The sequence below is a fragment of the Sphingopyxis sp. YF1 genome, assembly GCF_022701295.1.
In the GTDB taxonomy this organism is placed as follows: Bacteria; Pseudomonadota; Alphaproteobacteria; order Sphingomonadales; family Sphingomonadaceae; genus Sphingopyxis.
Genome location: NZ_CP033204.1, coordinates 3153287 through 3179571 on the forward strand (window position 1 = coordinate 3153287; position 26285 = coordinate 3179571).

General features: G+C 67.9%; 25 protein-coding genes. 12 read left to right on the forward strand and 13 right to left on the reverse strand.

The features are described from left to right. Nucleotides 1-4: 4 nt before the first annotated feature. The gene (locus EAO27_RS15305; RefSeq protein ID WP_242771270.1) at nt 5-1588 is read right to left on the reverse strand and encodes an ABC-F family ATP-binding cassette domain-containing protein; all 1584 of its coding nucleotides are present in this window, start codon (nt 1586-1588) and stop codon (nt 5-7) included. Nucleotides 1589-1872: 284 nt separating this feature from the next. On the opposite strand from EAO27_RS15305, the gene EAO27_RS15310 reads away from it, so the two are divergent. The 5 genes from EAO27_RS15310 to EAO27_RS15330 all read left to right on the forward strand — a co-directional run bounded on the left by EAO27_RS15310 (nt 1873) and on the right by EAO27_RS15330 (nt 7260). Then, a complete protein-coding gene (locus EAO27_RS15310; protein ID WP_242771273.1) occupies nt 1873-4047 on the forward strand; it encodes a prolyl oligopeptidase family serine peptidase in 2175 nt (724 codons plus the stop codon). A 220-nt stretch (nt 4048-4267) separates the two neighbouring features. Continuing rightward, nucleotides 4268-4756, forward strand: coding sequence for a GAF domain-containing protein (locus EAO27_RS15315; RefSeq protein WP_242771277.1), 489 nt, complete (start codon nt 4268-4270; stop codon nt 4754-4756). A gap of 127 nt (nt 4757-4883) precedes the next feature. Beyond that, nucleotides 4884-5771 carry a glycine zipper 2TM domain-containing protein gene (locus EAO27_RS15320; protein WP_242771280.1) on the forward strand — a complete coding sequence of 296 codons (888 nt, stop codon included), beginning with the start codon at nt 4884-4886 and terminating at the stop codon, nt 5769-5771. A gap of 167 nt (nt 5772-5938) precedes the next feature. Then, nucleotides 5939-6517, forward strand: a complete 579-nt coding sequence (locus EAO27_RS15325) for a hypothetical protein (RefSeq protein ID WP_242771283.1) — start codon at nt 5939-5941, stop codon at nt 6515-6517. Nucleotides 6518-6714: 197 nt separating this feature from the next. Next, entirely contained in the window at nt 6715-7260 is a 546-nt protein-coding gene (locus EAO27_RS15330) for a hypothetical protein (protein WP_242771286.1), read from the forward strand. A 212-nt stretch (nt 7261-7472) separates the two neighbouring features. Here the strand turns inward: EAO27_RS15330 and EAO27_RS15335 are convergent, their stop codons facing one another. Together EAO27_RS15335 and ald are read right to left on the reverse strand one after the other, a co-directional pair. After that, nucleotides 7473-7724: a hypothetical protein gene (locus EAO27_RS15335; RefSeq protein WP_242771288.1), complete on the reverse strand. Its 252-nt coding sequence runs from the start codon at nt 7722-7724 to the stop codon at nt 7473-7475. Between the two features lie 21 nt (nt 7725-7745). Continuing rightward, nucleotides 7746-8861, reverse strand: coding sequence for an alanine dehydrogenase (ald, locus tag EAO27_RS15340; protein WP_242771290.1), 1116 nt, complete (start codon nt 8859-8861; stop codon nt 7746-7748). Nucleotides 8862-9065: 204 nt separating this feature from the next. Between ald and EAO27_RS15345 the strand changes: the two genes are divergently transcribed. From EAO27_RS15345 to EAO27_RS15360, 4 genes are all read left to right on the forward strand, one after another. After that, nucleotides 9066-10418: a methyl-accepting chemotaxis protein gene (locus tag EAO27_RS15345; RefSeq protein WP_242771292.1), complete on the forward strand. Its 1353-nt coding sequence runs from the start codon at nt 9066-9068 to the stop codon at nt 10416-10418. A 111-nt stretch (nt 10419-10529) separates the two neighbouring features. Further along, entirely contained in the window at nt 10530-11222 is a 693-nt protein-coding gene (locus EAO27_RS15350; protein WP_242771294.1) for an SDR family oxidoreductase, read from the forward strand. Continuing rightward, nucleotides 11212-12108 carry a subclass B3 metallo-beta-lactamase gene (gene bla, locus EAO27_RS15355; RefSeq protein WP_242771296.1) on the forward strand — a complete coding sequence of 299 codons (897 nt, stop codon included), beginning with the start codon at nt 11212-11214 and terminating at the stop codon, nt 12106-12108. Before EAO27_RS15350 ends, bla begins: the two co-directional genes overlap by 11 nt. Beyond that, nucleotides 12105-13076 carry a 50S ribosomal protein L11 methyltransferase gene (locus EAO27_RS15360; protein WP_242771299.1) on the forward strand — a complete coding sequence of 324 codons (972 nt, stop codon included), beginning with the start codon at nt 12105-12107 and terminating at the stop codon, nt 13074-13076. The genes bla and EAO27_RS15360 overlap by 4 nt, the downstream gene beginning before the upstream one ends. A 3-nt stretch (nt 13077-13079) precedes the next feature. Here EAO27_RS15360 and phhA read toward each other — a convergent pair whose 3' ends face one another. The 10 genes from phhA to EAO27_RS15410 form a co-directional block, all read right to left on the reverse strand. After that, complete coding sequence (phhA, locus tag EAO27_RS15365; protein WP_242771301.1) at nt 13080-13952, reverse strand: phenylalanine 4-monooxygenase; 873 nt, start codon at nt 13950-13952, stop codon at nt 13080-13082. A gap of 83 nt (nt 13953-14035) precedes the next feature. Continuing rightward, complete coding sequence (locus tag EAO27_RS15370; protein ID WP_242771303.1) at nt 14036-16042, reverse strand: TonB-dependent receptor; 2007 nt, start codon at nt 16040-16042, stop codon at nt 14036-14038. Nucleotides 16043-16113: 71 nt separating this feature from the next. Beyond that, nucleotides 16114-16506 carry a DUF2946 family protein gene (locus tag EAO27_RS15375; RefSeq protein ID WP_242771305.1) on the reverse strand — a complete coding sequence of 131 codons (393 nt, stop codon included), beginning with the start codon at nt 16504-16506 and terminating at the stop codon, nt 16114-16116. A gap of 71 nt (nt 16507-16577) precedes the next feature. Then, on the reverse strand, nt 16578-17747 hold the full coding sequence (locus EAO27_RS15380) for a sterol desaturase family protein (protein ID WP_242771307.1): 1170 nt from the start codon (nt 17745-17747) through the stop codon (nt 16578-16580). Nucleotides 17748-17948: 201 nt separating this feature from the next. Beyond that, nucleotides 17949-20123, reverse strand: coding sequence for an NAD-dependent DNA ligase LigA (gene ligA / locus EAO27_RS15385; RefSeq protein WP_242771309.1), 2175 nt, complete (start codon nt 20121-20123; stop codon nt 17949-17951). Next, complete coding sequence (locus tag EAO27_RS15390; RefSeq protein ID WP_242771312.1) at nt 20120-20515, reverse strand: putative quinol monooxygenase; 396 nt, start codon at nt 20513-20515, stop codon at nt 20120-20122. The genes ligA and EAO27_RS15390 overlap by 4 nt, the downstream gene beginning before the upstream one ends. After that, complete coding sequence (locus EAO27_RS15395) at nt 20512-21195, reverse strand: GNAT family N-acetyltransferase (RefSeq protein ID WP_242771314.1); 684 nt, start codon at nt 21193-21195, stop codon at nt 20512-20514. Before EAO27_RS15395 ends, EAO27_RS15390 begins: the two co-directional genes overlap by 4 nt. Nucleotides 21196-21269: 74 nt before the next feature. After that, nucleotides 21270-22952 carry a DNA repair protein RecN gene (gene recN, locus EAO27_RS15400; protein ID WP_242771317.1) on the reverse strand — a complete coding sequence of 561 codons (1683 nt, stop codon included), beginning with the start codon at nt 22950-22952 and terminating at the stop codon, nt 21270-21272. 47 nt (nt 22953-22999) lie between these two features. Further along, nucleotides 23000-23794 (reverse strand): outer membrane protein assembly factor BamD, encoded by a 795-nt coding sequence (locus tag EAO27_RS15405; RefSeq protein ID WP_242771319.1) that lies wholly within the window; start codon nt 23792-23794, stop codon nt 23000-23002. Between the two features lie 62 nt (nt 23795-23856). Beyond that, on the reverse strand, nt 23857-24552 hold the full coding sequence (locus tag EAO27_RS15410) for a peptidylprolyl isomerase (protein ID WP_242771321.1): 696 nt from the start codon (nt 24550-24552) through the stop codon (nt 23857-23859). Nucleotides 24553-24675: 123 nt separating this feature from the next. On the opposite strand from EAO27_RS15410, the gene EAO27_RS15415 reads away from it, so the two are divergent. From EAO27_RS15415 to EAO27_RS15425, 3 genes are all read left to right on the forward strand, one after another. Continuing rightward, nucleotides 24676-25047 (forward strand): metalloregulator ArsR/SmtB family transcription factor, encoded by a 372-nt coding sequence (locus EAO27_RS15415; protein ID WP_242771323.1) that lies wholly within the window; start codon nt 24676-24678, stop codon nt 25045-25047. Nucleotides 25048-25049: 2 nt separating this feature from the next. Continuing rightward, on the forward strand, nt 25050-25577 hold the full coding sequence (locus EAO27_RS15420) for an SRPBCC family protein (protein WP_242771325.1): 528 nt from the start codon (nt 25050-25052) through the stop codon (nt 25575-25577). A 123-nt stretch (nt 25578-25700) separates the two neighbouring features. Beyond that, nucleotides 25701-26165, forward strand: a complete 465-nt coding sequence (locus tag EAO27_RS15425) for a nucleoside deaminase (RefSeq protein WP_242771327.1) — start codon at nt 25701-25703, stop codon at nt 26163-26165. Nucleotides 26166-26285 lie beyond the last annotated feature (120 nt).

The window sequence follows — 26285 nt, forward strand, 5'->3', positions numbered from 1 at the left end:
GGCCTCAACCGCCCGGCAGCACGATCCGCCGTTCGATCCCGATCGCATCCAGAAACGCTTCATCGTGGCTGACGACGATCAGCGCGCCATCATAGGCCGTCAGCCCGGCCTCGACCGCCTCCAGCGCATCGATGTCGAGATGATTGGTCGGCTCGTCGAGGATCAGCAACAGCGGGGGTTTCGGCGCGCCGAGCGTACACGCGAGCCCCGCGCGCAACATCTGCCCCCCGCTGAGCGTCCCGACGATCTGGAGCGCGGCGTCGGCGCGAAAGCGGAAACGCGCGAGCGCGGCGCGGCATTCATTCTCGTCGGCGTGGGGATGCAGCCGCCGGAAATTGTCGCGGATCGACAAGGCCGGATCGAGCAGGGATATCGTCTGGTCGAGCATCGCATGCTCGGGCACGACCCGCACCCGCCCCTCCCACGGCGCCAGCCGCTCGGTGAGCAGCGCGAGCAGCGTCGTCTTGCCCGACCCGTTGGTACCGGTGATCGCGACGCGTTCGGGGCCGGTCAGCGTGAAGGACAGCCCCTCGATCACCGGCGTGCCCGGCGCATGGCCGGCGGTCACATCGGCGACCTCGACGACGGTGCGGTTGGCGGCGAGGCCGCTCGGCGGGACGGTCACCGTCAGCGGCTGCAGCACCTCGACCTTCGCGCGCGCCGCCGCGAGCGCCTCGTCGGCCTCGCCGCGCTTGCGTTCCGCGAGCCGCGCGCCCGCGCCCGCCGTTTCCTCGGCTCGGCGCTTCAGCGCGCCGACCAGAATACGCGGCATGTCGCCCTTCGCCGCCTTCTTCCGCCCGCCCTTGTCCTTGCGCGCCTGCCGCTCGGTCGCGCTCTGGATCTCGCGCAACACCTGTGCCTTTCCGCGTTCGGCTTCGGCGAGGGTCTGTTCGGCCTGCGCGAGTTCGGCATCCTTGCGCGCGCGATAGGCGCTCCAGCCCCCGCCATAGCGCGCGGCGCCGTGCGCGGTCAGTTCGACGATCGCATCCATTTTTTCGAGCAGTTCGCGGTCGTGGCTGACGACGACCAGCCCGCCGCGCCAGTCGGCAACAAGATCGTGGACCGCCCGCCGCCCCTCGCGGTCGAGGTTGTTGGTCGGCTCATCGAGCAGCAGGAAGTCGGGTTCGTCGAGGATCGCCGCCGCCAGCGCGGCGCGCGTGCGCTGCCCGCCCGACAGCTCAATCAGCGGCGTTTCGGGCCGGGCCGTCAGCCCGACGCGGCCAAGCGCGGTATCGATCCGGCTTTCGAGCATCCAGTCGGCGTCGGCGAGTTCGTCGGCGGTCGCGGCCCCCGCCTCGGCGCGTGCGAGCAGCGCGAGCGCGCCCGTCACCCCGAACAGGTCGGCGATCGTTTCGCCGGGAGACGGCTGGACGCTCTGGCGCAGCACCGCGAGCGTGCCCGACGCCGAAACGCTCCCCGCCTGCGGTTCGAGCTCGCCCGCGATCAGGCGCAGCAAGCTGGTCTTGCCGACCCCGTTGCGGCCGACGAGCCCCGTCCGCTCGGCCGCAAAGCCAAGGTCGAGGCCGGTGAACAGCGGGTGGGCGTCAGCGGTGCTGTAGTGAAGATTCGAAAGGATAATGGCGGGCATGGACGGCTTCCTGCAAGACAAGGCTTTGGGGCGATGGCATTGCAGGGAAATCCATGACGGCTACTCTTCCTTCGGAATCAGATGGGTAACATAGGGTTCGCGGGCCGCGACCGCAACCCGCGCACCGGACCATCGGAAACCGCCCGCCGCGCGGTGCGCGACGAGGATGCGGGGGCAGCGCCGGCAGTCGCGGCCTGACGGGCCCAATTCTCCTTGCCCCCACCTTTTCCATCCTTACATTGGCACGCACGATTATTACTCCCACCGATGAGGATCGCCTTGCCATGTCCCGTAAAGCCGTCTCCACGCCGCTGGCGCTGGTTGCCCTGTTCATGACCCCGACCGCCGCCCATGCCGCCGGGGATGCCGCCGGGGACGCCGCGACGGCCACGGCGCCCGCCACGCTGGCCTATCCCGCCAGCGAGCGCGGCACGACGATCGATCCGCAATTCGGGGTAGACGTCGCCGATCCCTATCGCTGGCTCGAGGACGATGTCCGCGTCAATCCGAAGGTCGCGGCGTGGGTCGAGGCGCAGAACAAGGTCACCGACGCCTATCTGGACACGCTGCCCGGCCGCGACGCGTTCAAGGTGCGGATGACCGAGCTTTATAATTACGAGCGCTTCGGATTGCCGACCAAGGCAGGCACGCGCTATTTCTACAGCCGCAACGACGGGCTCCAGCCGCAGTCGGTGCTCTATGTCCGCGAAGGGCTGACCGGCGAGGGCCGCGTCCTGATCGACCCCAACGGCTGGGCCAAGGACGGCGCGACCGCGCTCGCCGAATGGACGCCGTCCGAGGACGGCCGATATCTTCTCTATTCGGTGCAGGACGGCGGCACCGACTGGCGCATCGTGCGGGTCAAGGATGTCGCGACGGGCCAGGACCTCACCGACGAGATCCGCTGGGTCAAATTCTCGGCGCTCGACTGGGCCAAGGATGGCAGCGGCTTCTATTATTCGCGCTTCCCCGAGCCGAAGGAGGGCGAAGCCTTCCAGTCGCTCAACGAAAATCACGCGGTCTATTTCCACAAGCTCGGCACCCCGCAAAGCGCCGACGTGCTGATCCATGCGACACCCGACAAGCCCGAGCTGAACAATTCGGCGATCGTCACCGACGACGGCAAATATCTTCTCGTCGTCGGGTCCGAAGGCACCGACGAGCGCTATGGCCTCACCCTCTACCCCATCGGTCCCAAGGGTGCCGGAAAGCCGATCACGCTGGTCAACGATTTCGCGAACAATTGGGAATATGTGACCAACGCGGGCACGCGTTTCACCTTCATCACCAACAAGGGCGCCCCGCGTCAGCGGCTGGTCTCGATGGACATCAAAAAGCCCGCGACGCTGACCCAGCTCGTCGGCGAACAGGAAGGCACGCTGGTCGGCGCGTCGCGCGTCGGGCCCCGCATCATCCTCTCCTATCTCGGCGATGCCAAGTCCGAGGCGCGCATGGTCGCGCTCGACGGCACCCCCGTCGCGAACATCAACCTTGCCGACATCGGATCGGCCTCGGGCTTCGGCGGCAAATCGAGCGACCCCGAAACCTTCTACGCCTTTTCCAGCTTCGCGCGGCCGACGACAATCTATCGCCTCGACACCGCGACCGGAAAGAGCGAGATTTTCGCCGAGCCCAAGCTGACCTTCAATCCCGCCGAATTTTCGGTCGAGCAACGCTTCTACAAATCGAAGGACGGCACCGAAGTGCCGATGTTCCTCGTGATGAAGAAGGGGCTCGACCGCAGCAAGGGATCGCCGACGCTGCTCTATGGCTATGGCGGCTTCAACGTGTCGATGACGCCCGCCTTCTCGCCCACCCGGCTCGCCTGGGTCGACAAGGGCGGCGTGCTCGCGATCGCCAACCTGCGCGGCGGCGGCGAATATGGCAAGGCGTGGCACGACGCCGGCCGGCTCGACAAGAAGCAGAATGTCTTCGACGACTTCATCGCCGCGGGCGAATATCTGATGGCACAGGGCATCACCGGCAAGGGGCAGCTCGCGATCGAGGGCGGATCGAACGGCGGACTGCTCGTCGGCGCGGTCACCAACCAGCGCCCCGACCTTGTCGCCGCGGCGCTGCCCGCGGTCGGGGTGATGGACATGCTGCGCTTCGACCGCTTCACCGCCGGCCGCTACTGGACCGACGATTATGGCTTCCCGGCGAAGGAGGGCGACTTCCGCAACCTGCTGTCCTATTCGCCCTACCACAATATCAAGGACGGGACGGCCTATCCGGCAGTGCTGGTGACGACGGCCGACACCGACGACCGCGTCGTGCCGGGGCACAGCTTCAAATATACCGCCGCGCTCCAGCATGCGAAGGCAGGCGACAAGCCGCACCTGATCCGCATCGAAACGCGCGCGGGCCACGGGTCGGGCAAACCGACCGACAAGGTCATCGCCGAGGCCGCCGACAAATATGCCTTTGCGGCGAAATGGACCGGGCTGAGCGTCCAGTAAGGTGCCCGATCGCCGCCGCTCTCCCGCCCGGCGGGCCAGCGGCGGCGATCCGGATCATCGCGTCACGATCACCGGGGACGCTGCAGCCGGCAAAAAGGCGCTCGCCTTTCGGACGATGACGCCCGATATATCGCGCTTCCGGCCAGGCTGGCGCGGCGATGCGCCGGCGACGCCGGTTTTCGCCCCGCACTGCGCCGCTGCCCCATCCGAAAGAACGCCGATGTCCTTCGTCTTTGCTCCATCCGCCACCGCCGCCGACGCGCTGTGGGCCGAAACCGCCGACGCCGCCGAGGCGCTCGTCGCGGGCGAGCCCGACGGTATCGCCAACATGGCCAATGTCGCCGCGCTGATCTGGCAGGCGATCCCCGATTTGAACTGGGCGGGCTTTTACCGTTTCGACGGCACCGAACTCGTCCTCGGCCCCTTTCAGGGCAAGGCGGCGTGCATTCGCATTCCGCTCGACAAGGGCGTGTGCGGCGCCGCCGCACGGCTGCGCGCGACCCAGCGGGTCGAGGACGTCCACGCCTTTCCCGGTCACATCGCCTGCGACGCAGCGAGCCGCAGCGAACTCGTCGTACCGGTGATCGCGAACGACCGGCTGGTCGGCGTGCTCGATCTCGACAGCCCGTCGCCCGCGCGTTTCACCGCCGACGACCAAGCGGGCGCCGAAGCGCTCGTCGCGCGCATCGCCGCCGCGCTCGCCCCCTGAAAACAGGCCCAAAACGGGACAGATTCTTCACGGTTAACGGATTCGCCGAAAAGCGCCGTATTTGCTAACACACTGTTAACCAATCGCCGCCGCCTCGCGCGCGGCCGACGGAACAGGGAGTGAAGCCATGCGCACCGTTTTTCTGCTGGGCGTCGCCGCCGGATCGCTGCTGCTGACGGGCCATGCCCGGGCAGAGGCACCGCGTCTCGACTATGGCGCGCCCGCCGCGCCCGATGCGCGCGTCTATACCGGCTATCCCGACCGCGTGCCGAGCGAGGTCGACTATCGCCGCGTCGAGGGCACGTACGACGCGCAGGGCCGCTGGACGGGCACCTGGGACGGCACCTACGAAACCCCCGACGGCCGCCGCTATGATGGCCGTTACGAAGGCACGGTCGAAGGCGCGGGCACCAGTTATGCGCCGCCGCCGCCCTATGATCCATACTATGACGGCGGCGACCGCGGCGGATACGACGCCCGTTACGATCACGACGCCGACATGGCGCGCCGCTGTGGCCGGGGGGACACAGTCGGCGGGGCGGTTGTCGGTGGCGTCGTGGGGGGCATCGCCGGCAACCGCATCGCCGGGCGCGGCAACCGCACCGAAGGCACGGTCATCGGCGGCGCGCTGGGCGCGATCGCCGGCGGCGCGATCGGCAGCGAAGCCGACCGCAAGCGCTGCGAAAGCTGGTGGGCCAGCCGCGGCACCCACTATCAGCAGGGCGGCTATTATCAGGGTGGCGGTTATCCGCCCCCGCCGCCCTATTATGGGGGCCATGGCGGCACGACCGTCTATCAGCAGGGCGGATACGGCTATTATGGCTATGGCGCCCCCTATGGATATTATACGCCCGGCGTTGTCGTGACGACGGTGATCACCAACGGTGCACCGGTGGTGACCGAGCGGGTCGAGACCTCGACGCGCACCTATTACGAGACGGTGCCGGTGAAGAAGAAGCGCTACGTCGCCAAAAAGAAGTGGAAGCCGAAACCCAAGCCGCGCTGCGTCTGCTGAGCCGCGGATCGCGACGGTTGCAAGGCCCGCCTTCTCCCAGGGGACGGCGGGCTTTTTGGTGGCCGGCCAACGCCTCGTCGCGCACGGAAAACGGTTCAGCGGCGCGAAAGCATCGCGCGCCTATCGCCCGGAAACCGGGCATGGGCCCGTGCTTCGGGAGGCCCCGCATGCGCCGTCTGACCAGTTTCACCGCCGCCGCCGCGGTCGTCCTGACCTCGATCGGGATCGCCGCAACGCCCGCCGAGGCGCGCAGCCGCCACGGCGGCTGGGGACATCATCGCGACCGCGACCGGATCAGCACCGGCGAGGTACTCGGCGGCCTGTTCGTCATCGGCGCCATCGCAGCGATCGCCAGCGCCGCGAGCAAGGACAAGACCGAACGCCGCGACCGCGACGACCGTTACCAACCGCCCTATGAGCGCGACGAGTACCGCCAGATCCCGCGCTACCAATCCGAACCCGGCGACGCTCCGCCGCCCGCGGACACCTATGGCGACGACGATCGCGCCTTCCCCACCGGCGCCTATGGCGGCGGTGAAGCCGAAGCCCGTGCGGCCGACGCATGCAGCTGGGCGGTGGAAGCCGAGATGGGCGACGACGCCCGCGTCGATCGCGTCGATAGTCCGCAACCCAGCGACGGCGGCTGGTACGTCACGGGCATCGCATCGCGGCTCGGCGGCGCGACGCAGAGCTTCGGCTGCAGCTTTCGCGGCGGCCGCGTCGTCGACGTCACCTTCGGCGGCTGATCGCCTCCCGCATCGCGAGCGTACGGACCGCGTCTCCAACCGGTGACGCGGCGCTTTCACCTGCCCGCGCGACAGGCACGCCGACCCAAGTCTGAACCGCAGATAAGCGGGGGGTTCAGCCTCATGTCACCGCCGAATCGGTACACCATCATCAACAGGCCGCGATTGGCGCCTGCGCTTTTGAAGGAGACCGACCCATGGCTATGAACAAGCTCGGCAAGGCCGCGATTGGTGCGGCCACCGCCGGCGCGATGTTGATGAGCGCCACCCCCGCCGCCGCGCGAGACCGCCACGACCGTTACGATCGCGACGGAATCAGCGCGGGCGAAATCATCGCCGGCGCCGTCGTGCTCGGCGGCCTGGCCGCGATCCTTTCGTCGGACAACGACCGTTATGATCGCTACGACGACCGCTATCGTTACGACGATCGCTATCGCGGCCGCTACGACGACCCGCGCTACGGCTATGGCTACGACTATGGTCGCTACGGCAACAGCCGCGGCGCGGTCAGCCAGTGCGTTTCCGCGGTCGAGCGCGGCAGCCGCCGCTACGGTCGCACCGACGTCACGCAGGTGACGAGCATCGACCGCAAGAGCGACGGCTATCGCGTCAAGGGCCGCGTCGTCGTCACCGACGGCTATGGCGGCCGCTGGGGTCGCGGCGGCTATTACGACAAGGGCAAATTCAGCTGCGATGTCCGCTACGGCCGCGTCCAGGACGTGCGCCTCTCGGGCCTGCGCTAAACCACCCTATACCTGCGGAACCCCTTCCCTTCGGGGGAGGGGTTTTCGCTGCCGGACGCACGGGGACAGTGCCTGCAACCGTCGAACCCCGTCCTTCTCCTCGCGCGCCCGGCAGGATCGCATGAAAAAGGGCGGCAAAGCCGCCCCCGGTCCCGGACGGGAACCACGATCAACGCCCGTCTCCGCGCACCGGGGTGCGCGGAAAGGCAATGTCATTTCTTGCCGCGGTTCGCGTAGAGCAGCGCAGCCAGCACCGCCGCCGACCCGATGCCGATGCCGGCGGCGGCAGCGGTTTTCCAGCCGGGTCGCTTGCCGCTTGCCTTGCCTGCGGCCTGGTCGGCAGCTTCGGTCGCCTCGGCGGCTTCCTTCTGCGCCTGCAGTTCGCGCGCCGCGCGGATCACCTCATTCTCGGTCTCTTCGCCGGTGCCGGTGTCGGTGTCGGGGAGGTTGTCTTCGTTGGTCATCGCTCTCTTATGTCCTTGTCGTCAGGCGAGTGCCTGTTCCACAGGCACATAATCGGTTCCGACCGCTTCGGCTACGGCCTCGAACGTCACCTTTCCATTCCAAACGTTCAAGCCCTGCGCAAGATGCACGTCGCGTTTCAAAGCCTCTTTCCAGCCGAGGTCGGCGATGCGCAGCGCGTGCGGCAGCGTAACATTGTTGAGCGCATAGGTGCTGGTACGCGCGACCGCGCCCGGCATGTTCGCGACCGCATAATGGACGATGCCGTCGACCAGATAGGTCGGATCGGCGTGGGTTGTCGCGTGGCTCGTCTCGAAGCAGCCGCCCTGATCGATCGCGACGTCGACGAGCACCGAGCCCGGACGCATCGTTCCGAGCATCTCGCGCGTCACGAGCTTCGGCGCCTCGGCACCGGGGATCAGCACCGCACCGATGACGAGGTCCGCCTCGGCGACGCATTCGGCAAGGTTCGCGCGGTTCGAGAAGCGCGTCTTGGCGCGCGCCTCGAAAAAGGTGCCGACGCGTTCGAGCACCTCGGGATCGCGGTCGAGGATGGTGACGTCGGCGCCGACCCCCGCCGCCATCTGCGCCGCGTTGAAACCGACGACGCCGCCGCCGATCACGCACACCTTGCCCGGCGCGACGCCCGGCACGCCGCCGAGCAGCACGCCGCGCCCGCCATGCGCCTTTTCGAGCGCGGTCGCGCCGGCCTGGATCGACATGCGCCCCGCGACCTGGCTCATCGGCTTCAAGAGCGGTAACCCGCCATGCGGGCTGGTGACGGTTTCATAGGCGATACACACCGCCCCCGATGCCATCAGGTCGCGCGTCTGGTCGGGGTCGGGTGCAAGGTGGAGATAGGTATAGAGAATCTGTCCGGGGCGCAGCATGGCGCGCTCGCCGGGCTGCGGTTCCTTCACCTTCACCACCATGTCGCAGGCGGCATAGATTTCCGCAGCAGTGGCGACGATCTCGGCCCCCGCCTCGACATAGAAGCGGTCGTGCGCGCCGATGCCCTCGCCCGCACCGGTCTCGACCAGCACGCGGTGGCCGTGGACGACCAGTTCGCGCGCGCTTTCGGGGGTCAGGCCGACACGATATTCGTGGTTCTTGATTTCCTTGGGGGTACCGATGAGCATGGGTCGCTCTCCATAGCGCTATAGCGGCAACCGGTGGCCGCGCGGATGCTTCGCTGTATAGCGTCAACGCGACGCGCAGCGCGAATTTTCGTTCCGCTGGTTAACACTGAATTTACCCCTTCCCCACATAGATCGGTCATGATTTTCGCCGGTGACAGCGGACGGCAGCGCCGCGCGCCACGACATGGTGAGGGAAGCAGGATCATGGTGAAGGAAAATCCGATTCATAAGCAGCAGATCGACCCGATTGCGATGTCGGAGCGCTTTTCCTTCTACGATCTCGACGGACGCCTCGCCGCGAACGGTGCCGAGATTCACGCGATCGTTGCCGGACGCGAGGAAGCGATTGCGCGGGCCTATTGGGACGCGTTCAACGCCCTTCCCTCGATCGAACGCAAGATCGAGGGCGAGCTCTACGACAGCTATGTCCGCGGCAGCGCGCGGCACACCGCCTTCAAATACCGCGATCCGGCGGGGCAGGAGGTCGCCACGATCGCCTGCCAGAACACGCATATGGCGCGGCGCGTGAACCTGCCGCTCGCGTCGGTGCTATCGTGCATGGCCGAGAGCCAGCGGCTGACGTTCGAATATATCCTCGAGGCATGCGGCGACGATTTGGCGCGGCTGGTCCGCCTGTCGAACGCGCTCAACCGGCTCGGCCTGCTCGAATATGACATCATGCAGCGCTATGCCGAAAAGCTCGACCGCGCGGTCGTGTCGGGCGAGCGCCATGCGCTCGCGGACGATTTCGACCGCTCGATCGCCTCGCTGGTCCAGGACACCGACGGCGTACGGCGCCAGCTTGCCGCGCAGGCGGCTTCGGCCGACCAGGCTGCAAAGGGCATGATCGCCAAGACGAGCGAAGTCGCCGCGGCGTCCGAACAGTCGGCGATCGCGATGCGCGAGGCCGCATCGACCGCCGCGGGCCTCATCCGCGCGATCGAGGATGCACGCAGCGAGGTCGAAGCGTCGGCCACCGTCGCGATCCGCGCCTCCGAACAGGCGGGCGAAGCCGTCGCAATGTCGGAAGCGTTGTCGCACCACGCCGAATCGATCGAATCGATCCTCGGCCTGATTCGCGAGATTGCGGGACAGACCAACCTGCTGGCGCTCAACGCGACGATCGAAGCCGCCCGCGCGGGCGAATCGGGCCGCGGCTTTGCCGTGGTGGCGCAGGAGGTGAAGAGCCTCGCCAACGAAACCGCGCGCGCGACCGACGATATCGCGGGCAAGATCACCGCGATCCAGCAGGCGACGCGCGGATCGGTCGCCGCGAACCAGTCGATCCAGCAGACGATCGTCGAGGTGCAGCAATCGGCGCAGCGCATCCGCGACGCGATGGACGCGCAGGCGCAAACGGTCACCTCGATCACCGCAGCGGTCGACGAGACCGCGCTCGCCGCCGATTCGATGTCGTCGACCATCGCCAGCATTCGCAACGATTCGGGCATGGTCGCGGGCGAGATCAGCGTGCTCAGCGAAGAATTCGGCAAGATGGGCGAGCGCCTGAACTCGCTCGAAAAGGCGGCCAGCGAATTCAGCCGCCGGGTCGCGTAATCCCCATGATCCCCGGCGAAAGCCGGGGCCTGTCCTGATCCCGGCACGGACCCCGGTTTTCGCCGGGGAACGACTCTGGCGCAGCGCAGCCCGGGCCTCTATGGCGAGGCCATGGCAACCCATATCCTGATCACCGGCGCGAGCCGCGGCATCGGCGCCGCGATCGCCGAGGCGCTGACCACCGACGCCGCCAAAATCGTCGCACTCGCGAGCGCCGACGGCGACCTCGCCGACCCGGCGATCCCGGACCGCCTGTGGCGAACCAGCCTCGACCGGCTCGATGGCCGCATCGACGTGCTGGTCAACAACGCCGGGATATTCGAGGCGAACCCGATCGACGATTCCGACGCCGAATGGCTCGCGAACTGGAACCGCACGCTGCAGGTCAACCTGACCGCGAGCGCACAGCTGTGCCGCCATGCCGTGCGCCACTGGCAGGAGCGCAAGGCCGAAGGGCGCATCGTCAATATCGCAAGCCGCGCCGCCTATCGCGGCGACAGCCCCGCACACTGGCATTATGCCGCGTCGAAGGCGGGCATGGTGGCGATGACCAAGACGATCGCGCGCGCCTATGCGAAGGATGGCATCCTCGCTTTCGCCATCTGCCCCGGCTTCACGATGACCGGCATGGCCGAGGATTATCTGGAAAGCCGCGGCGGCGACAAATTGCTCGCCGATATCCCGCTGGGCCGCGTCGCGATGCCGCACGAGGTCGCCGAAATGGCACGCTGGTGCGCGATGCAGGCGCCAGCGTCGATGACCGGCGCGGTGCTCGATGTGAACGGAGCAAGCTATGTCCGCTAGGATCGCAGCCGTCGCCGCGCTGGCGCTCGCCGGCTGCGCGCCGCAACAGGCGCCCGCGCCCGCCGCCGCCGCGCCGACCGGCAAGGCGCTTGCCGCCGCGTGCGAAGGGCGCGACGGCTGGAGCGATCCCGCCCCCCCTGCGAAGATCCACGGCAACACCTATTATGTCGGCACCTGCGGCATCACCGCGCTGCTGGTGACCACCCCCGACGGACTGGTGCTGATCGACGGCGCCACCGAGGAAGCCGCGCCGGGTATCCTCGCCAATATCCGTGCCCTCGGTTTCGACCCCGCCGACGTCCGCTATCTGCTGGCGAGCCACGAGCATCTCGACCATGTCGGCGGGCTGAAGGCGCTGCAGGACGCAACCGGGGCGTCGGTGCTCGCACGAAAGGAAGCCGTGGCAACGCTGACCAGCGGCGAACCCGAAGCAATCGATCCACAGCGCGGCGCGATCCCGCCGTTCCGGGGTGTGACCGTGGCGCGCACGCTGAAGGAGGGCGAAACGCTGCCGGTCGGGGGCATCGGCCTGACCATCCGCGCGACCCCGGGACACACGCCGGGCAGCACGAGCTGGACCTGGAAGTCGTGCGAGGCGGGCGATTGCCGCACCATTGCCTATGTCGACAGCCTGAGCGCCGTGTCGGCCGACGATTACCGCTTCACCGATCATCCCGACTATATCGCGATGCTGCGCGGCACCTTCGCCAAGGTGCCCGGCCTGCCCTGCGACCTGCTGATCACCCCGCACCCGGGCGCGAGCAGCCTGTTCGAACGGCTCGCGGGCGAGGCACCGCTGGTCGATTCCGGCGCGTGCAAAGCCTATGCCGCGGGCGCGGCAAAGCGGCTCGACGAACGGCTGGCGAAGGAAGCGGCAACCCGATGAGCTGGATCGTCTCGCTTCCCTGCACGCGTTCCGAAGCCGAAGCCCTGTCGGGCGAGATTCCCGAGCTCGATGCGATGCCCGAGGCTCCCGTCGTCGTGACGCGCGAAATCGACGAGGATGCCGACGAATGGCAGCTCGACGCCTATATGGACGACAGGCCATCGGCAGAGCTGGTGGCGCTGCTGCACGCGCTGGTCCCGAGCGCCGGCGATACCGAACCCGTGATCGCCGAGTTGCCCGAAGAGGATTGGGTAACGCTGAGCCAGCAGGGGCTAGAGCCCGTGCAGGCGGGGCGTTTCTTCGTCCACACCAGCAGCCATGCCGACCGCGTGCCCGCGGGCGCCACCGCCTTCCTGATCGACGCGAGCCAGGCGTTCGGCACGGGCGGGCACGACACCACCGCGGGCTGCCTTTCGATGCTCGACCGACTGGCGTGGCAGGGCGCCGTCCCGCGCAACATTGCCGACATCGGCACCGGCACCGGGCTGCTCGCCTTCGCCGCCATGGCGCTATGGCCGCGCGCGCGGACGATCGCGTCGGACATCGATCCCGCGAGCATCTTTGTCACGAAGGACAATGCCGGCATCAACGGCGTCCCGCTCGGGCGCGGCGGCGGGCGCCTCGCGGTCGCCGTGGCGGCGGGGACGAACCATCCGGCGATCCGGCATCGCGCGCCCTACGACCTCGTAATCGCCAACATCCTCGCCGGGCCGTTGATCACCCTCGCCCCCGATATCGCAAGCGTCACCGCGCCGGGCGGACGCATCATCCTCGCGGGCCTGATCGCGCGCCAGATGGAACCGGTGCTGGCGGCGTATCGCGCGCAAGGCTTTCGCCTCGCCGCGCGCGGCGGCAGCGCCCAGTGGCCGTGCCTGATGCTGGTCAAGCGCCGCCGCTATGGCTGGCGCCGCAAGGAGCGCGCGCTGCACCGCGCCGATCCGGCGGACGCGAGTTTCGGGAGCTGGTAGGCGTCAACCGCTCTTTGCGAGCGCATAATCCTGTGTACCGCGCGTGATCACCATATCGCCCGGCAATATGTCGGCGATGGCGATCGGCGGCAGCGCCGCGTTGGCGGCATAGAGCGGCGCGAAGTCGGTGTTCACCGTCGTGTCGAGCAGCTGGTCCAGGCTGTCGATGACGAAATAATTCTGCTGGAAATCGTCGATCCGGTAATCGGTGCGCATCACCCGCGCGAGGTCGAAACCGATGCGGTTGGGGCTGTCCGAATCGAGCGCAAAGACGCTTTCTGCGTAGGAGGAAACGATGCCGGCCCCATAGATGCGCAGGCCGCCCGCCTCACGGATCAGGCCGAATTCGACGGTATACCAGTAAAGCCGCGCGAGCTGTTTCAGCGCGTCGAACCTGAGGCTCCGGAGGCCGCCTTCGCCATAGGCGACCATATAATCGGCGAACACCGGGTCGGCGAGCATCGGGACATGGCCGAAGACGTCGTGGAAGACGTCGGGTTCCTGCAGATAATCGAGCTGCTGCGGCGTGCGGATAAAATTGCCCGCGGGGAAACGCCGGTTGGCGAGATGGTCGAAGAAGACGTCGTCGGGGACGAGCCCCGGCACCGCGACGACTTGCCACCCCGTCGCCGCCATCAGCCGCGCGTTGAGCTCGCGATAGTCGGGGATGCCGGGCTTTTCGAGCCGCAGCACGTCGATACCGCGCAGAAAGGCTTCGGAGGCGCGGCCGGGCAGCATCGCCGACTGGCGCGCGAAAAGCCGGTCCCACATCGCATGTTCATCGGCGGTGAAGGCGTCCCAATTTTGCGAAATCGTCCAGTCGGCCGCGGCGCCGGGCGGCGGGGTTTCATGGACGTGGGTGAATCCATCCTTCATGGCACAGGGCCTAGCATGAAATAGTTGCAAATGAAACCGGTCCGACGACTCCGCCGGACCGGTTCCCCTACCACGCTGCGACGTCAGAAGCGCGCGCGCAAACCCGCCGAGATGGCGCGGCGCTCGACGGGATAATAGATCGCCGATGTCGGCGTCACGCCGATCGCCGCGCTGATATCACCGATCGCCTTCTTGCCCGTGATATTGCGGACGTCGACGAAGGCGTCGATACCCTCGGCCACGCGCGCGCCGCCGGTCACGCCGAGCAGCGCATAGCCCGGCGTGCGGACCTTGTTGCGATAATCGGCGTGGGGGCCCTGCGGCACCCATTCGAGATTGGGCGCGACGTGCAGCGCATCGCCGCCGAGCCTCAACTCGGCGCGATAGACATGTTTCGGAACGATCGGCAGGCGGTTGTCGCCGAACTCGGAATCATCGCGAAAGCGGAAGTCGCTGTAGGTATAGACCTGCCGCAGTCGCAGCCAGTCGGCGGGCCTCCATTCGAGCGCCGCCTCGATCCCCGCATGCCGGGTGCGCCCGGCGTTGAAGGTCGAGGCCGGGATGTCCGGGACGACGGTATATTGCAGCATCTCGCCCCGAATGTCGGCGCGGTAGAGGCTGATATCCCAGTCCAGCCTTCCCGCCTTGCCGCGCGTGCCGACCTCGACCGTCCACGCGCGCTGGGGCGCGAGCGGCACGAAGCTCGCGATCTGCGCCAGTTCGTTGAAGCCCGGAAATTCGACCGAGCGGCTGTAGTTGGCGTAGACTTGCACATCCGCCACGGGTTCGAACAGCAGGCCCAGCTTGGGGGAAAAGGCGTCGAAACCGGCGTGGCCGACCGTCCCGGCCTGCGCCGGCGCGGCGCTGTTGAAGGCGATCGCCTGCCGCCGCTTGCCGTCGGCGTAGACGCCGCCGGCGACGAGGGTCAGCGCCTCGACCGGGGTCAGGCGCAGTTCGCCATACAGCGTCGCGGTGCGGGCATCCTGCTCGGCCTCGAAGCTTTTGGCGCCGCGCTTGCCGGCCAGGTTGAGGAAACGCTTCGACGCGGTGTCGCCGACGCGCAGCTCGCCGCCGAACGTCGCGGCGACCGCACCGCCGTCATAGTCGACGCGGAAGAACGCCCCGCGATCGACGCTCTCCTGGTCGATGACCTGGAAGATCGGGTGATAGAGCGACTTGACGTTGACGAAGCCGCCGACGTCGAGCGACAGCCTGCCCCAGTCGAAGCGTGTCCGGTTCTGAAGCCGCAGCGAATCGATGTCGCGCGCCTGATCCCCCGCGACGCTCGCCGCGGCGGCGATGCGCGGGGTGGTCAGCGCCTCTTTCATCGTCAGCGCACCGGGCAGTTGCTGCTCGATATGGTTGACGCTGGCGTAGAAGCGCGTGCTCGCAACGTCGCTCAGCTTGAGCCCGGCATTGCCGTGGAAGCGCAGGCTGTGGCGCCCGGCATGGTCGCGGTCGCCGTCCGACGTGTCGGCGCTGAGTGCGCCCCACGCATCGACCGCGCCCGCCGCGACGCCCGCCGAAACGAGCCCGCGCACGCTGTCGAAGCTCCCCGCATCACCGCGCAGGTAGATCCCGCCGGCGGTGCGGCCGGTCGGCGTCACGCCATTGACCGCGCCGCCCAATGTCCCCGACCCGAAGCGCAGCGCGTTGGCGCCGCGATACACCTCGAGATGGTCGAAGAAGATCGGTTCGAGCTCCTGGAAATCGCCATTGTCGTCGGCGAGGTTGATCGGCACCCCGTCCTGCAGGAGCGTCAGCCCGCGCATGTGGAAACCGCGCGACAGCCCCGAACCGCGGATCGCGATGCGTACCTCCTGCCCGTAGCGCGGCTGGAGATAGACGCCGGGGGAAAAGGCGAGCGTGTCGCGCAGGCTGACGATTGATTTGTCGGCATAGTCGCCGTGCGTGACGATATCGACCCCACCGGGGGTGCGCGCGGCGCGCGCCTCGGCTTCGTCGGTCGCGGTGGGAGCGGTGACGATGATCGTCTGGTCGTCCCCGGCCACCTCGGCACGGACGACGGCAGGAACGAGCGAGAGGACGAGCGCCAACAGCGGCGCCGCCCGATAGGTACGGCAGTTCATGATTTTTCCTTCGCTTGAATGCAGGCACGGACCGCCCCGCGCGGGATGCGCGGGCGGCCGTTCAAACCGGGTCAGGCGAAGGCGGGAGGTCCGGTGCTCGGCGGCAGCGGCGAGGCGATGCCCGGCGCATAGCCGAGCGACGGGATCGCGACGGGCAAGGACTCGGCCGCCACGGGAGCGGCGGGCAGCGCGGGTTCGGCGGGAACGATCGGCGCCACCGCGAGCGCACCCCACGGGCAATGCTGGTCGCTGACGGCGCCGTCGTGGTCGCTCGCACGTTCGATCGGGATGGTGATCGTCCCGCCGGGATTGGCGGGGTCCGAACAGACACGGACGGTGATGCTGCCGCTCGCGTCGGTTTCGATCATCCAGCCCGGTGCGACGAGGATGCGCGCGGCAATCGCGAGCAGCAGCGGCAGCAGGAGAAGGATGCCCGGTCGGCGAAAGGCGGCAAGGAGGCCCACGCGGGAGGCCTTATGGCGCCTGCGGTGCGGTGACAAGGGACAGATACTTCAGGCGCGCAATGCCGCGCTTGTTATTCCGCCGGCGTCTCGTCGGTCTTCTTGCCGGTGCGCGTCCACGGATAGAGCAATTGGCCCCAGTAATTGCGCGGCACATCCTCGGGGATGCCATAGTCCCTGGGCCAGCGGTCTTCCGGAAAATGAAAGGTGCCGAACAATTTGTCGATCCACGGGAAATGGATCGCGAAATTGACGTCGAACGCCTCGCGCTCGAGCCCGTGGTGCCAGTGATGGAACCGCGGGGTGGTGATCCAGTGCCCGGCGCGGTTGAAACTGCCGCCGACATTGGCGTGGAGCAGCGACGACCAGACATAGACGAAGCCGATGTAGGCCTGCATCACCGACGGGCTGAACCCGAGCGTGAAGAGCGGCAGCGAGGTGATCGCGCGCAGCAGGATGATCTCGGCGAAATGCATCCGCGATCCTGCGAGCCAGTCCATCGATTTCGCGCTGTGGTGCACCGCATGGAAACCCCACAGGAACGGCACCTTGTGGAACAGGCGATGGAACCAATATTGCGCCATGTCCGACGCGACGAGCACGATCGCGAACTGGACGATCCACGGCAGCGACGCAACCGCCGCGCGGAACGCGTCCCAGCTGTTCGTATGGTCGTTGATGATCGTCGAGGGCGCGAGCGCAAGGAAGCTCAGCACCTGCACGAACATCGTGCTGACCAGATAGTAGAAAAGATCCTCGCGCCATTCGGTGCGGAAGAGGCGCTGCGTTCGCCGGTGCGGAAACGCGCGTTCGAGCGGCGCGAACATGAAGCCGGTGATCAGCAGGTTGACGACGAAGAAGTCGAGCCCGAAGAAAATGCCCCAGTCGCGCGTTTCCTGCGGCTGGACATTCGCGCCGCCGATCAGCACCGCGGCGAGCCCGATCATCAGCGCGGTCAGTCCGAGCGCCTTGCGCGGGCGGAGGAGCAGGCTGAGCAGCGAGAGGCCATAGCTGGTGAGCAGGATCGCGTGCACCAGCCCGCGAAAGCCGCCCCAATTCTTGACGATCGCGAGCTCGGGGGTCGCGAACCAGTCGGGAAAGCGCAGCGCGATCACCATGAAGAAACCGGCGATCGCGAACAGCAGCCCGAAAAAGCCCGACAGCCAGCCGCTGCCGAACCGCCGCACCTCGGTATGCGATTCGAGGTCACGCATCAGGCTGTTCAGATAGTCACGTTTGGCCATGCGGCTCCCTCATATCATTTTGCCCGCGCCGTCTGTGATTTGGCGCACGGCATCGCGATCCAAAACCGTTCGTGCCGAGCCTGTCGAAGCACTGTTCCTTCCTTCAGCGCCGAAAGACAAGGACGGCCCTTCGACCAGCTCTGGGCGAACAGCTCATATCAAACCCACGATGATCCAATCGGCCTTCCATGAAACGGGAGGTCAGCCCGCCGCGGCGACGATCGCCGCCCACTCGGCCTCGTCGATCACCCGGATGCCGAGCGCGGCGGCCTGCTTGAGCTTCGAGCCTGCGCCGGGGCCCGCGACGACGAGGTCGGTCTTCGCGCTCACGCTGCCCGCCGCCTTGGCGCCAAGCGCCTCGGCCTGCGCCTTGGCTTCATCGCGGCTCATCGTTTCGAGCTTGCCGGTGAACACCACCGTCATGCCCGATACTTCGCTGTCGCGCGTCTCGACCACATAGGGCGGTGGCGACACTTCGGAGAACAGGTCGTCCCACAACGCGCGGTTGTGCGGTTCGTGGAAGAAGTCGCCGAGCGCCTCGGCGACCGCGGGACCGATACCGTCGGCGCGGACTTCGAGGATCGCCTTGATCGCCTCCATCCGGCGCGCGAGATATTTGCCGTCGGATTCGCCCTCGCCCTGCGGGTTGGCGTCGAGCCAGGCCTGCATTCCCGCCGCGCTCTCGGGAAGCCGCGCAATATCGCCGAGGCCCTTGAGCAGGTCGCGCGCGGTCACCGCGCCGATATGACGGATACCGAGCCCGAAGAGCAGGCGCGCCGCATCGGGCGACCTTTTCGCCTCGATCGCGGCAAAAAGATTGTCGACCGATTTCTCCTTCCACCCCTCGCGCGCCAGCAATTCGGTGCGGTGCGCCTTCAGGCGAAAGATGTCGGCGGGCCCCTTGTCGAGCCAGCCGAGATCGAGAAATTCCTGGATACTCTTTTCGCCCAGCCCCTCGATGTCGAGCGCACCGCGGCTGACGAAGTGCCGCAGCCGTTCGAACTTCTGCGCGGCGCAGATCAGCCCGCCGGTGCAGCGCACATCGACCTCGCCCTCCTCGGCGACCGCTTCGCTGCCGCACACCGGGCAATGATCGGGAAAGACGTAGGGCGGCCGCTCCTCGTCGCGGGTGAGGTTCTCGACCACCTGCGGGATCACGTCGCCGGCGCGCTGGATCACCACCCGGTCGCCGGGGCGTACGCCCAGCCGCCCGATCTCGTCGCGGTTGTGCAAGGTGACGTTCGACACGACGACGCCGCCGACGGTGACCGGGGTGAGCCGCCCGACGGGGGTCAGCTTGCCGGTGCGCCCGACCTGGATATCGATCGCTTCCAGGGTGGTTTGCGCGCGTTCGGCAGGGAATTTATGCGCGATGGCCCAGCGCGGCGCCTTGGCGACGAAGCCGAGCCGTCCCTGCCAGTCGAGCCGGTCGACCTTGTAGACGACGCCGTCGATGTCGTACGGCATCTCGGCGCGCTCGGCCTCGATCCGGCGGTAGTGCGCGAGCACGCCCTCGACGCCGTCGAAGCGCTGCAGCAGCGGCGACACCGGAACGCCCCAGTCTGCGATCATCTCCATCATCGCGAACTGCGTCGTGGCGGGCACCGCGCTGACTTCGCCCCAGCCGTGCGCGAGGAAGCGCAGCGGACGCGATGCGGTGACGCTTGCGTCCTTCTGGCGTAGCGACCCGGCCGCGGCGTTGCGCGGGTTGGCGAACTGGCGGACAGTGGCGGGGTCGAAATCCGCCTCGCGCTGCGCCGCGAGCGCCCTGCCCTCCTCCATCAGCCGGTCGTTGAGCGCGGCGAAATCGGCCTTGGCCATATAGACCTCGCCGCGAATCTCGAAGACGTCGGGGACCTCGCCCTTCAACTCCTGCGGGATGTCCTCGATCGTCGCGACGTTCGGCGTGACGTCCTCGCCGACGCTGCCATCGCCGCGCGTCGCGGCCTGCACCAGCTTGCCCTTTTCGTAGCGCAGCGAACAGGACAGGCCGTCGATCTTGTCCTCGGCGGTGAGCGCGATTGCCTCGTCCTCGCGCAGGTTGAGGAAGCGCCGAACGCGCGCGGCGAACTCCTCGACATCCTCGGCGGCGAACGCGTTGTCGAGGCTCATCATCCGCTGCCGGTGCGTCACCTTGGCGAGCGGCGACGCCTCGACCGCCGCGCCCACCAGCCGGTTCGGGCTGTCGGCGCGGATCAGGTGCGGGAAGGCATCCTCGATCGCATTGTTGCGACGGACGAGCGCGTCGTAATCGGCATCCGAAATCTCAGGGCTGTCGTCGGCGTGATAGAGCTTGTTGTGACGCGCGATCGCTTTGGCGAGGCGCATCAGTTCGTTGGCGGCGGCGGCTTCGGTCAGCGATTCAATGTCGGTCATGCGCGCGCTTTTGCCACCGGCTTGAACTCGGCGCGAGTGCCAAATCCGGCGATCAGCGGACGGCCCTTCCGGATCGCCTCCTGCACCGCGGGCAGTTCAAGCGAGGCGGCATGTGCGTCCTTGTCTGTCCACAGCTCGACGATCCAGATCGCGTCGGGGTTCGCGCTGTCCTCGCCGATCAGATAGGCGATGTTGCCCGGCATCGTGCCGGTGCCTTCGGCGAGCGCCGCGACGAGTGCCGCGCGCTGCCCGGGCTGCGCGATCATCTGGCCGATCAGGCCATATTCGGGAACGACTTCTTCCATCCGCGCCTCCAGCGCCCTGAGTTTTCCGGCGGGCAACAGCATCCCCGCCATGGCCAGCAGCGCGGCGAGATGTTCGCGCCGGTTCATCGCGCGATCGCCAGCACATGCACCTGCCGCCGGATGCGGAAGCCGAGCGATTCATAGAGCGCAATCGCACCCGCATTGTCGGCATAGCTGTGCAGGAAGGGGGTCTCGCCGCGCGCGATCATCGCCCGCATGACATGCCCGATCAGCGCGCGCGCGAGGCCCCGGCCGCGACAATCCTCCCAGGTCGAGACGCCGCTGACCTCGGCCATGCCGGGCACCAGAATGCGCTGACCCGCCATCGCGAGCAGCCGCCCGTTCTCGCGAATCCCGAAGAAGGGGCCGTAAAGATGCGTCTTGGGTCCCCATGGGCCAGGTTTCGCATGTTCGGCGAGCGCCGCCATTTCGGCGGCGTCATCGTCGCCCAGCGCGATCATCGCAGGCTCGCCGCCGCGCGGCATCGGCGGCGAGCCGCCGGCGACCATCTGCGCAAGGACGGCACGCTTCACCTCGCGCGTGCCGGGCGGCACGGGCCAGGCCTCGTCCTCGACCATCCACAATTCACCGTCATCGGGGACGAGCGCCGCGAGCGCCGCCTGCGCCTCGGCGCCGGTGTCGGCGGCAACGCCGAAGACGCCATAGCCGCGATCGAGCCGCAGCGCCCGCGCGTCGCCCTCGGCCAGATGCGACTGGCGCCCGGTGAGCATGCTCCAGACGGGGCGGTCGAGGGGATGGGCGGTCATCGCTCAGAGCCGACCGGGCGCCAGAGCGCGGCTGTGGCCCCGGGGCTCCTGAAGGGGAGGGGCTTCAATCTTCATCACGCCACTTCCAGCAACCGTTCGGCCTGCGCGCGGGCTTCGTCGGTGACCTCGGCGCCCGAGAGCATGCGTGCGATTTCCTCGCGGCGTTCGGCGGTGCCCAGCGCGCGAACGCCGGTGCGGGTGACGGTGCCCTCGCTCGACTTGGCGATCAGGAAATGCGCAGCGCCTTTCGCCGCGACCTGCGGGCTGTGCGTCACCGCAAGTAATTGCCTGCCCGCGCCATCCCCCGTTCCCTTGGCCAGCCGCGCGAGCCGCTCGCCGATCGCGCTCGCCACCGCACCGCCGACACCGCGGTCGATCTCGTCGAAGATGATCGTCTCGGCGCCGCCCTCTTCGGCGAGAGCGACCTTGAGCGCGAGGATGAAGCGCGAAAGCTCGCCGCCGCTCGCGATCTTGATCAGCGGCGCGAAGGGCGCGCCGGGGTTGGTCGAAATCAGGAATTCGACGCGATCGATGCCCTCGGCGCCCCAGCGTTCGGCGGGCAGGCGCTCGACCAGCGTCTGGAACCGCGCCGCGTCGAGCTTGAGCGGGACGAGTTCGCCCGCGACCGCCTTGTCGAGCCGCAGCGCCGCCTTCGTCCGCGCATCCGACAGCGCGGCCGCGGCGTGGGTATAGGCCGCAGCCTTTGCAGCGACCTCGGCCTCGAGCCTCGCGAGACCCTCACTGCCGCCGTCGATCGCGTCGAGTCGCGCCGCAAGGTCGCCTGCAAGGGTCGCGAGTTCGTCGGGCTGGACATGATGCTTGCGCGCCATCGCGCGCAGTTCGAACAGGCGCGCCTCGGTCTCTTCGAGCCGCGCGGGATCATATTCGAGCGCGCGCGCCGCCTCGTTCAGCCGCTGCTCGGCCTCGTCGGCCTCGATGATCGCGCGGTCGAGCCCGGCGAGCGCCTCGGCGAGCAGCGGATGGTCGCCCGCGAGCCGGTCGAGCCGCCGCGCCGCGGCGCGCAATTGCGCGGGGCCGCTGTCGCTGCCCTCGAACGCCGCCATGATCGCGCCCATGTCCCCGGCGATCCGCTCGCCCTTCTGCATCGCGGTGCGCGCTTCGGCGAGCTCGGCCTCCTCGCCCGGCTGCGGCGCCAGCGCGGCCAGTTCGGCGACGCAATGTTCGAGCCATTCGCGGTCGCGCACCGCCTCGTCGAGCGCGCTGCGCGCAACCGCCAACCGTGCCTCGGCACCGCGCCATTCGCCATGCGCCGCCGCCACCGCGGCGCTGTCGCAGCGGCCATAGGTGTCGAGCAGCGCCCGATGCCCCGCGGGGGCGAGCAGCCCGCGTTCGTCGTGCTGGCCGTGGATTTCGACGAGGTGCGTGCCCACCTCGCGCAGCAGCGCCGCCGAGCAGGGCTGGTCCCCCAGGAAAGCGCGACTGCCGCCGTCGGCCTTGAGCGTCCGTCGGATGAGCAGCGGCTCGCCGGGTTCGATCTCGATCTCATTATCGGCGAGCAGCGCGGCGAGCGCCGTGCCGGCCGCGGGCGCGGCGAAGCTCGCGGTCACCTGCGCCTTGTCGCTGCCCTGCCGCACCAGCGCACTGTCGGCGCGCATGCCGAGCGCGAGCCCGAGCGCGTCGAGCAGGATCGATTTGCCCGCGCCGGTCTCGCCGGTCAACACGCCGAGCCCGGCCGCGAAATCGAGGTCGAGCCGTTCAATGAGGACGATATTGGCGATGGACAGGGCCGTCAGCATGGCCTGCCCTTATAACAGAACAAAGCGCGAATCCACGCCTTGCGGCATCACGCCGTCGGCGCGTGCTTCTGCATCAGCTTGTAGGCGCGGTCATACCATTCGCTGCCGGGATAGTTGGCGCCGAGCACCGCCGCCGCCTTTTTCGCTTCCGACGGCACGCCGAGCGCGAGATAGCATTCGGTCAGGCGATAGAGCGCCTCCGGGGTGTGGCTGGTCGACTGGAATTTCTCGGTCACCTCGCGGAAGCGGATCGACGCTGCGAGCCAGTTCGAGCTGCGCTGATAGAAGCGGCCGATTTCCATTTCCTTGCCGGCGAGATGGTCCTGCACAAGGTCGATCTTGAGCCGCGCATCGGCGGCATAGCGGCTGTCGGGATAGCGGCGGATCACTTCGCCGAGCGCGGCCTGCGCCTGCTGGGTGATCTTCTGGTCGCGGGTGACGTCGCTGATCTGCTCGTAATAGCTGAGCCCGATCAGATAATAGGCGTAGGGCGCATCCTTGTTGCCCGGGTGGATCGAGAGGAAACGCTGCGCCGCCTCGATCGCGGGGGTATATTCGCGGTCCATATAATAGCTGAAGCTGCTCATCAGCTGCGCGCGGCGCGCCCAGGGTGAATAGGGATGCTGGCGCTCGACCTCGTCGAACAGCGCCGCGGCGAGGCCGTACTGGCGCCGGTCGAGCCGGTCCTGCGCGGCGCGGTACAGCGTGTTGACGTCGCGCGCGACATAACGCGTGTCCTTCTTGACCCCGCTGCCCCCGGCGCAGGCGGCCAGCAAAGGCGAGATCACGAGAGCGGCGGCGAGCAGGCGCGTCGAGGCGCGCAGGGAAGGACGCTGAGTCATGGCCGCGGTATAGCCACAGCGCGGATGAACGCAAAATAAATGATGGAGGGGCCGGCGCGGTTTTACGGCGCTTTGACGACGCAGCCCGCCGGAGCATCGGCGGGGGCCGGAACGCGCCGCGCGGTCTTGATCGTCACCATCGGGTCGAGGATCTGGCCGTGCATCACCCCGTCCCCCGCGGTCGGAGAGATCGGCGCGTTGAAAATCCGTTCGGCGACATCGGCGCCCGCGACCACCTCGCCGAACACCGCAAAGCCTGCGCCGTCGCCGCCCGGTGCGTCGGCATCGAACCCCTTGATGTCGCCGAGCAGCAGGAAGAAATCGCTCGTCGCGTCGCCGGGGTTGAGCCGCGCCATCGACAGCGCGCCCTTGCAATTGGTCAGCCCCGTCTTCGTCGTCGGCTCGTGCGCGATCGGCGGATAATTCTTGCGCGCATCGCCGCGGTTGCCCGCCTGCACCAGCTGGTTCGCCGGCCCCCAGTTGCGCGTCGCGCGATAGAATTGGAACCCGTCCATCCGTTTACCGTCGACATAGCGCAGGAAATTGGCGGCGGCGACCGGCGCGCGCTTGTCCTCCAACCGCACGATGATCGTGCCGAGATCGGTGACGAGCGCGACATGGGGCCGGGTGTCGATTTCGACCACGGGTGTAACCGGCGCGGGGATAGGCGGCGGGGGTGGCGGCAATTGTGTCGCCTGTGGCGGAATGGCGGACGACTGAACAGCGAGGGCGAGCGCGACGAGGAACGGGTTGATCATCCCTTCCTTATGACCCGATGCACCGCGCCGCGAAAGCCGGAAACTGCCCGCCTCCGGGAGCGGGCATCGGAAACATTAAACCAAATGGTTGACTGTTCCCGATACATCGCCATATTAAACCTTATGGTTGAACATGATTCGCAGATCCTCGACACGATCTTCCACGCACTCGGCGACGCGACGCGGCGCGCGATGCTCGGCGAACTCGCCGCCGGGCAGCGAAGCGTCGGCGAGCTTGCCGAACCTTTCGCCATGTCGCTCGCCGCGGCGTCGAAACATGTCCGCGTGCTCGAAAGGGCCGGGCTGATCCGCCGCGAGATACGCGGCCGCACGCATGTCTGCAGCCTCGACCCGGCGCCGCTGATGAGCGCCGACCAGTGGCTCGGGATCTACCGCCGCTTCTGGACCGGCCGCCTCGACACGCTCGAATCGCTGCTGCGCGACGCGCCGCCCCCACCCGCGAAAGCTCCCCCTCCCGGGAAAGAAGGAGAATGACGATGACGAACATGCTCGCCGACTATGGTGTCCTCACCGAACCCGCGACGCTGACGATCGAACGGCGGCTGCCGGGGCCGATCACCCGAAGCTGGGCCTATCTCACCGACGGCGCGTTGCGCCGCCAGTGGCTCGCGGCAGGGGTGATGGAGGAAAGGGCCGGCGCGCCGGTCGATCTTGTCTGGCGCAACGACGAACTCACCGATCCGCCGGGGGAGCGCCCCGACGGCATGGGTGACGAGCATCGCATGACCTGCGAAATCATCGAGATCGATGCGCCGCACCGCCTGACGATCAGCTGGGGCAGCACCGGCGGCGTGACCTTCACCCTTCGCGACGAGGGCGAAGAGGTGCTGCTGACGATCGTCCATCGGCGCATCGAAGACCCGTCGGTCCTGCTCAACGTCAGCGCCGGCTGGCACGCCCATCTCGACGTCCTCGCGGCGCGCCTGCGCGGCACCTCGCCCGCGCCGCACTGGGACAATTGGACAGCGCTGCGCCGCGACTATGCCGAGCGCTTCGGCGGCTGACAGTTCGGAGAACCGGCGCCCGGTCGCCGCGCGAGGCCGCGGGGGCGTCGGTCGGCGTGGACAGTCGGCCCTCGATCGTGGCATTTCGGAAAGCCGGAATCGAAACGGAACGGACACTCCACGATGGACCAGAACGAAGCCTATCTGCGCGAGGCGATCGCGCTCGCCTACGCCAATGCCGAGGCCGGCGGCCGCCCGTTCGGCGCGGTGATCGTCCGCGACGGACAGATCATCGCATCGGGCGTCAACGAGATCGGCCGGACCGGCGATCCGACCGCGCACGCCGAGCTCAACGCGATCCGGCGCGCCAGCCAGGTGCTGGGCTCGCCCGACCTCTCGGGCTGCGCGATCTTCGCGAGCGGTCATCCCTGCCCGATGTGCATGGCGGCGATGCGCCTCGCGGGGGTTGCCGCGGTGACCTACGCCTATTCGAACGAGGATGGTGCACCGCACGGGCTCTCGACCGCGGCGGTCTACGATGATCTGGCGAAGCCGTTTGCGGAACAGAGCATGACGATCCGCCACCTGCCGGTGCGCCTCCCCGGGCGACCGGACCTTTACGCCGACTGGCGGGCGCAACGAGGCTGAGCGCCGCGCGCCGACAGGATCGAGGGCGGCTGAAAGCGGACGCTCGCTCCTCCCTGTGGCGAAGCCATGGGGAGGATTCAAGGGAGCGCCCTTTCCCCAACCCAAAGTCGCCATAAGAAA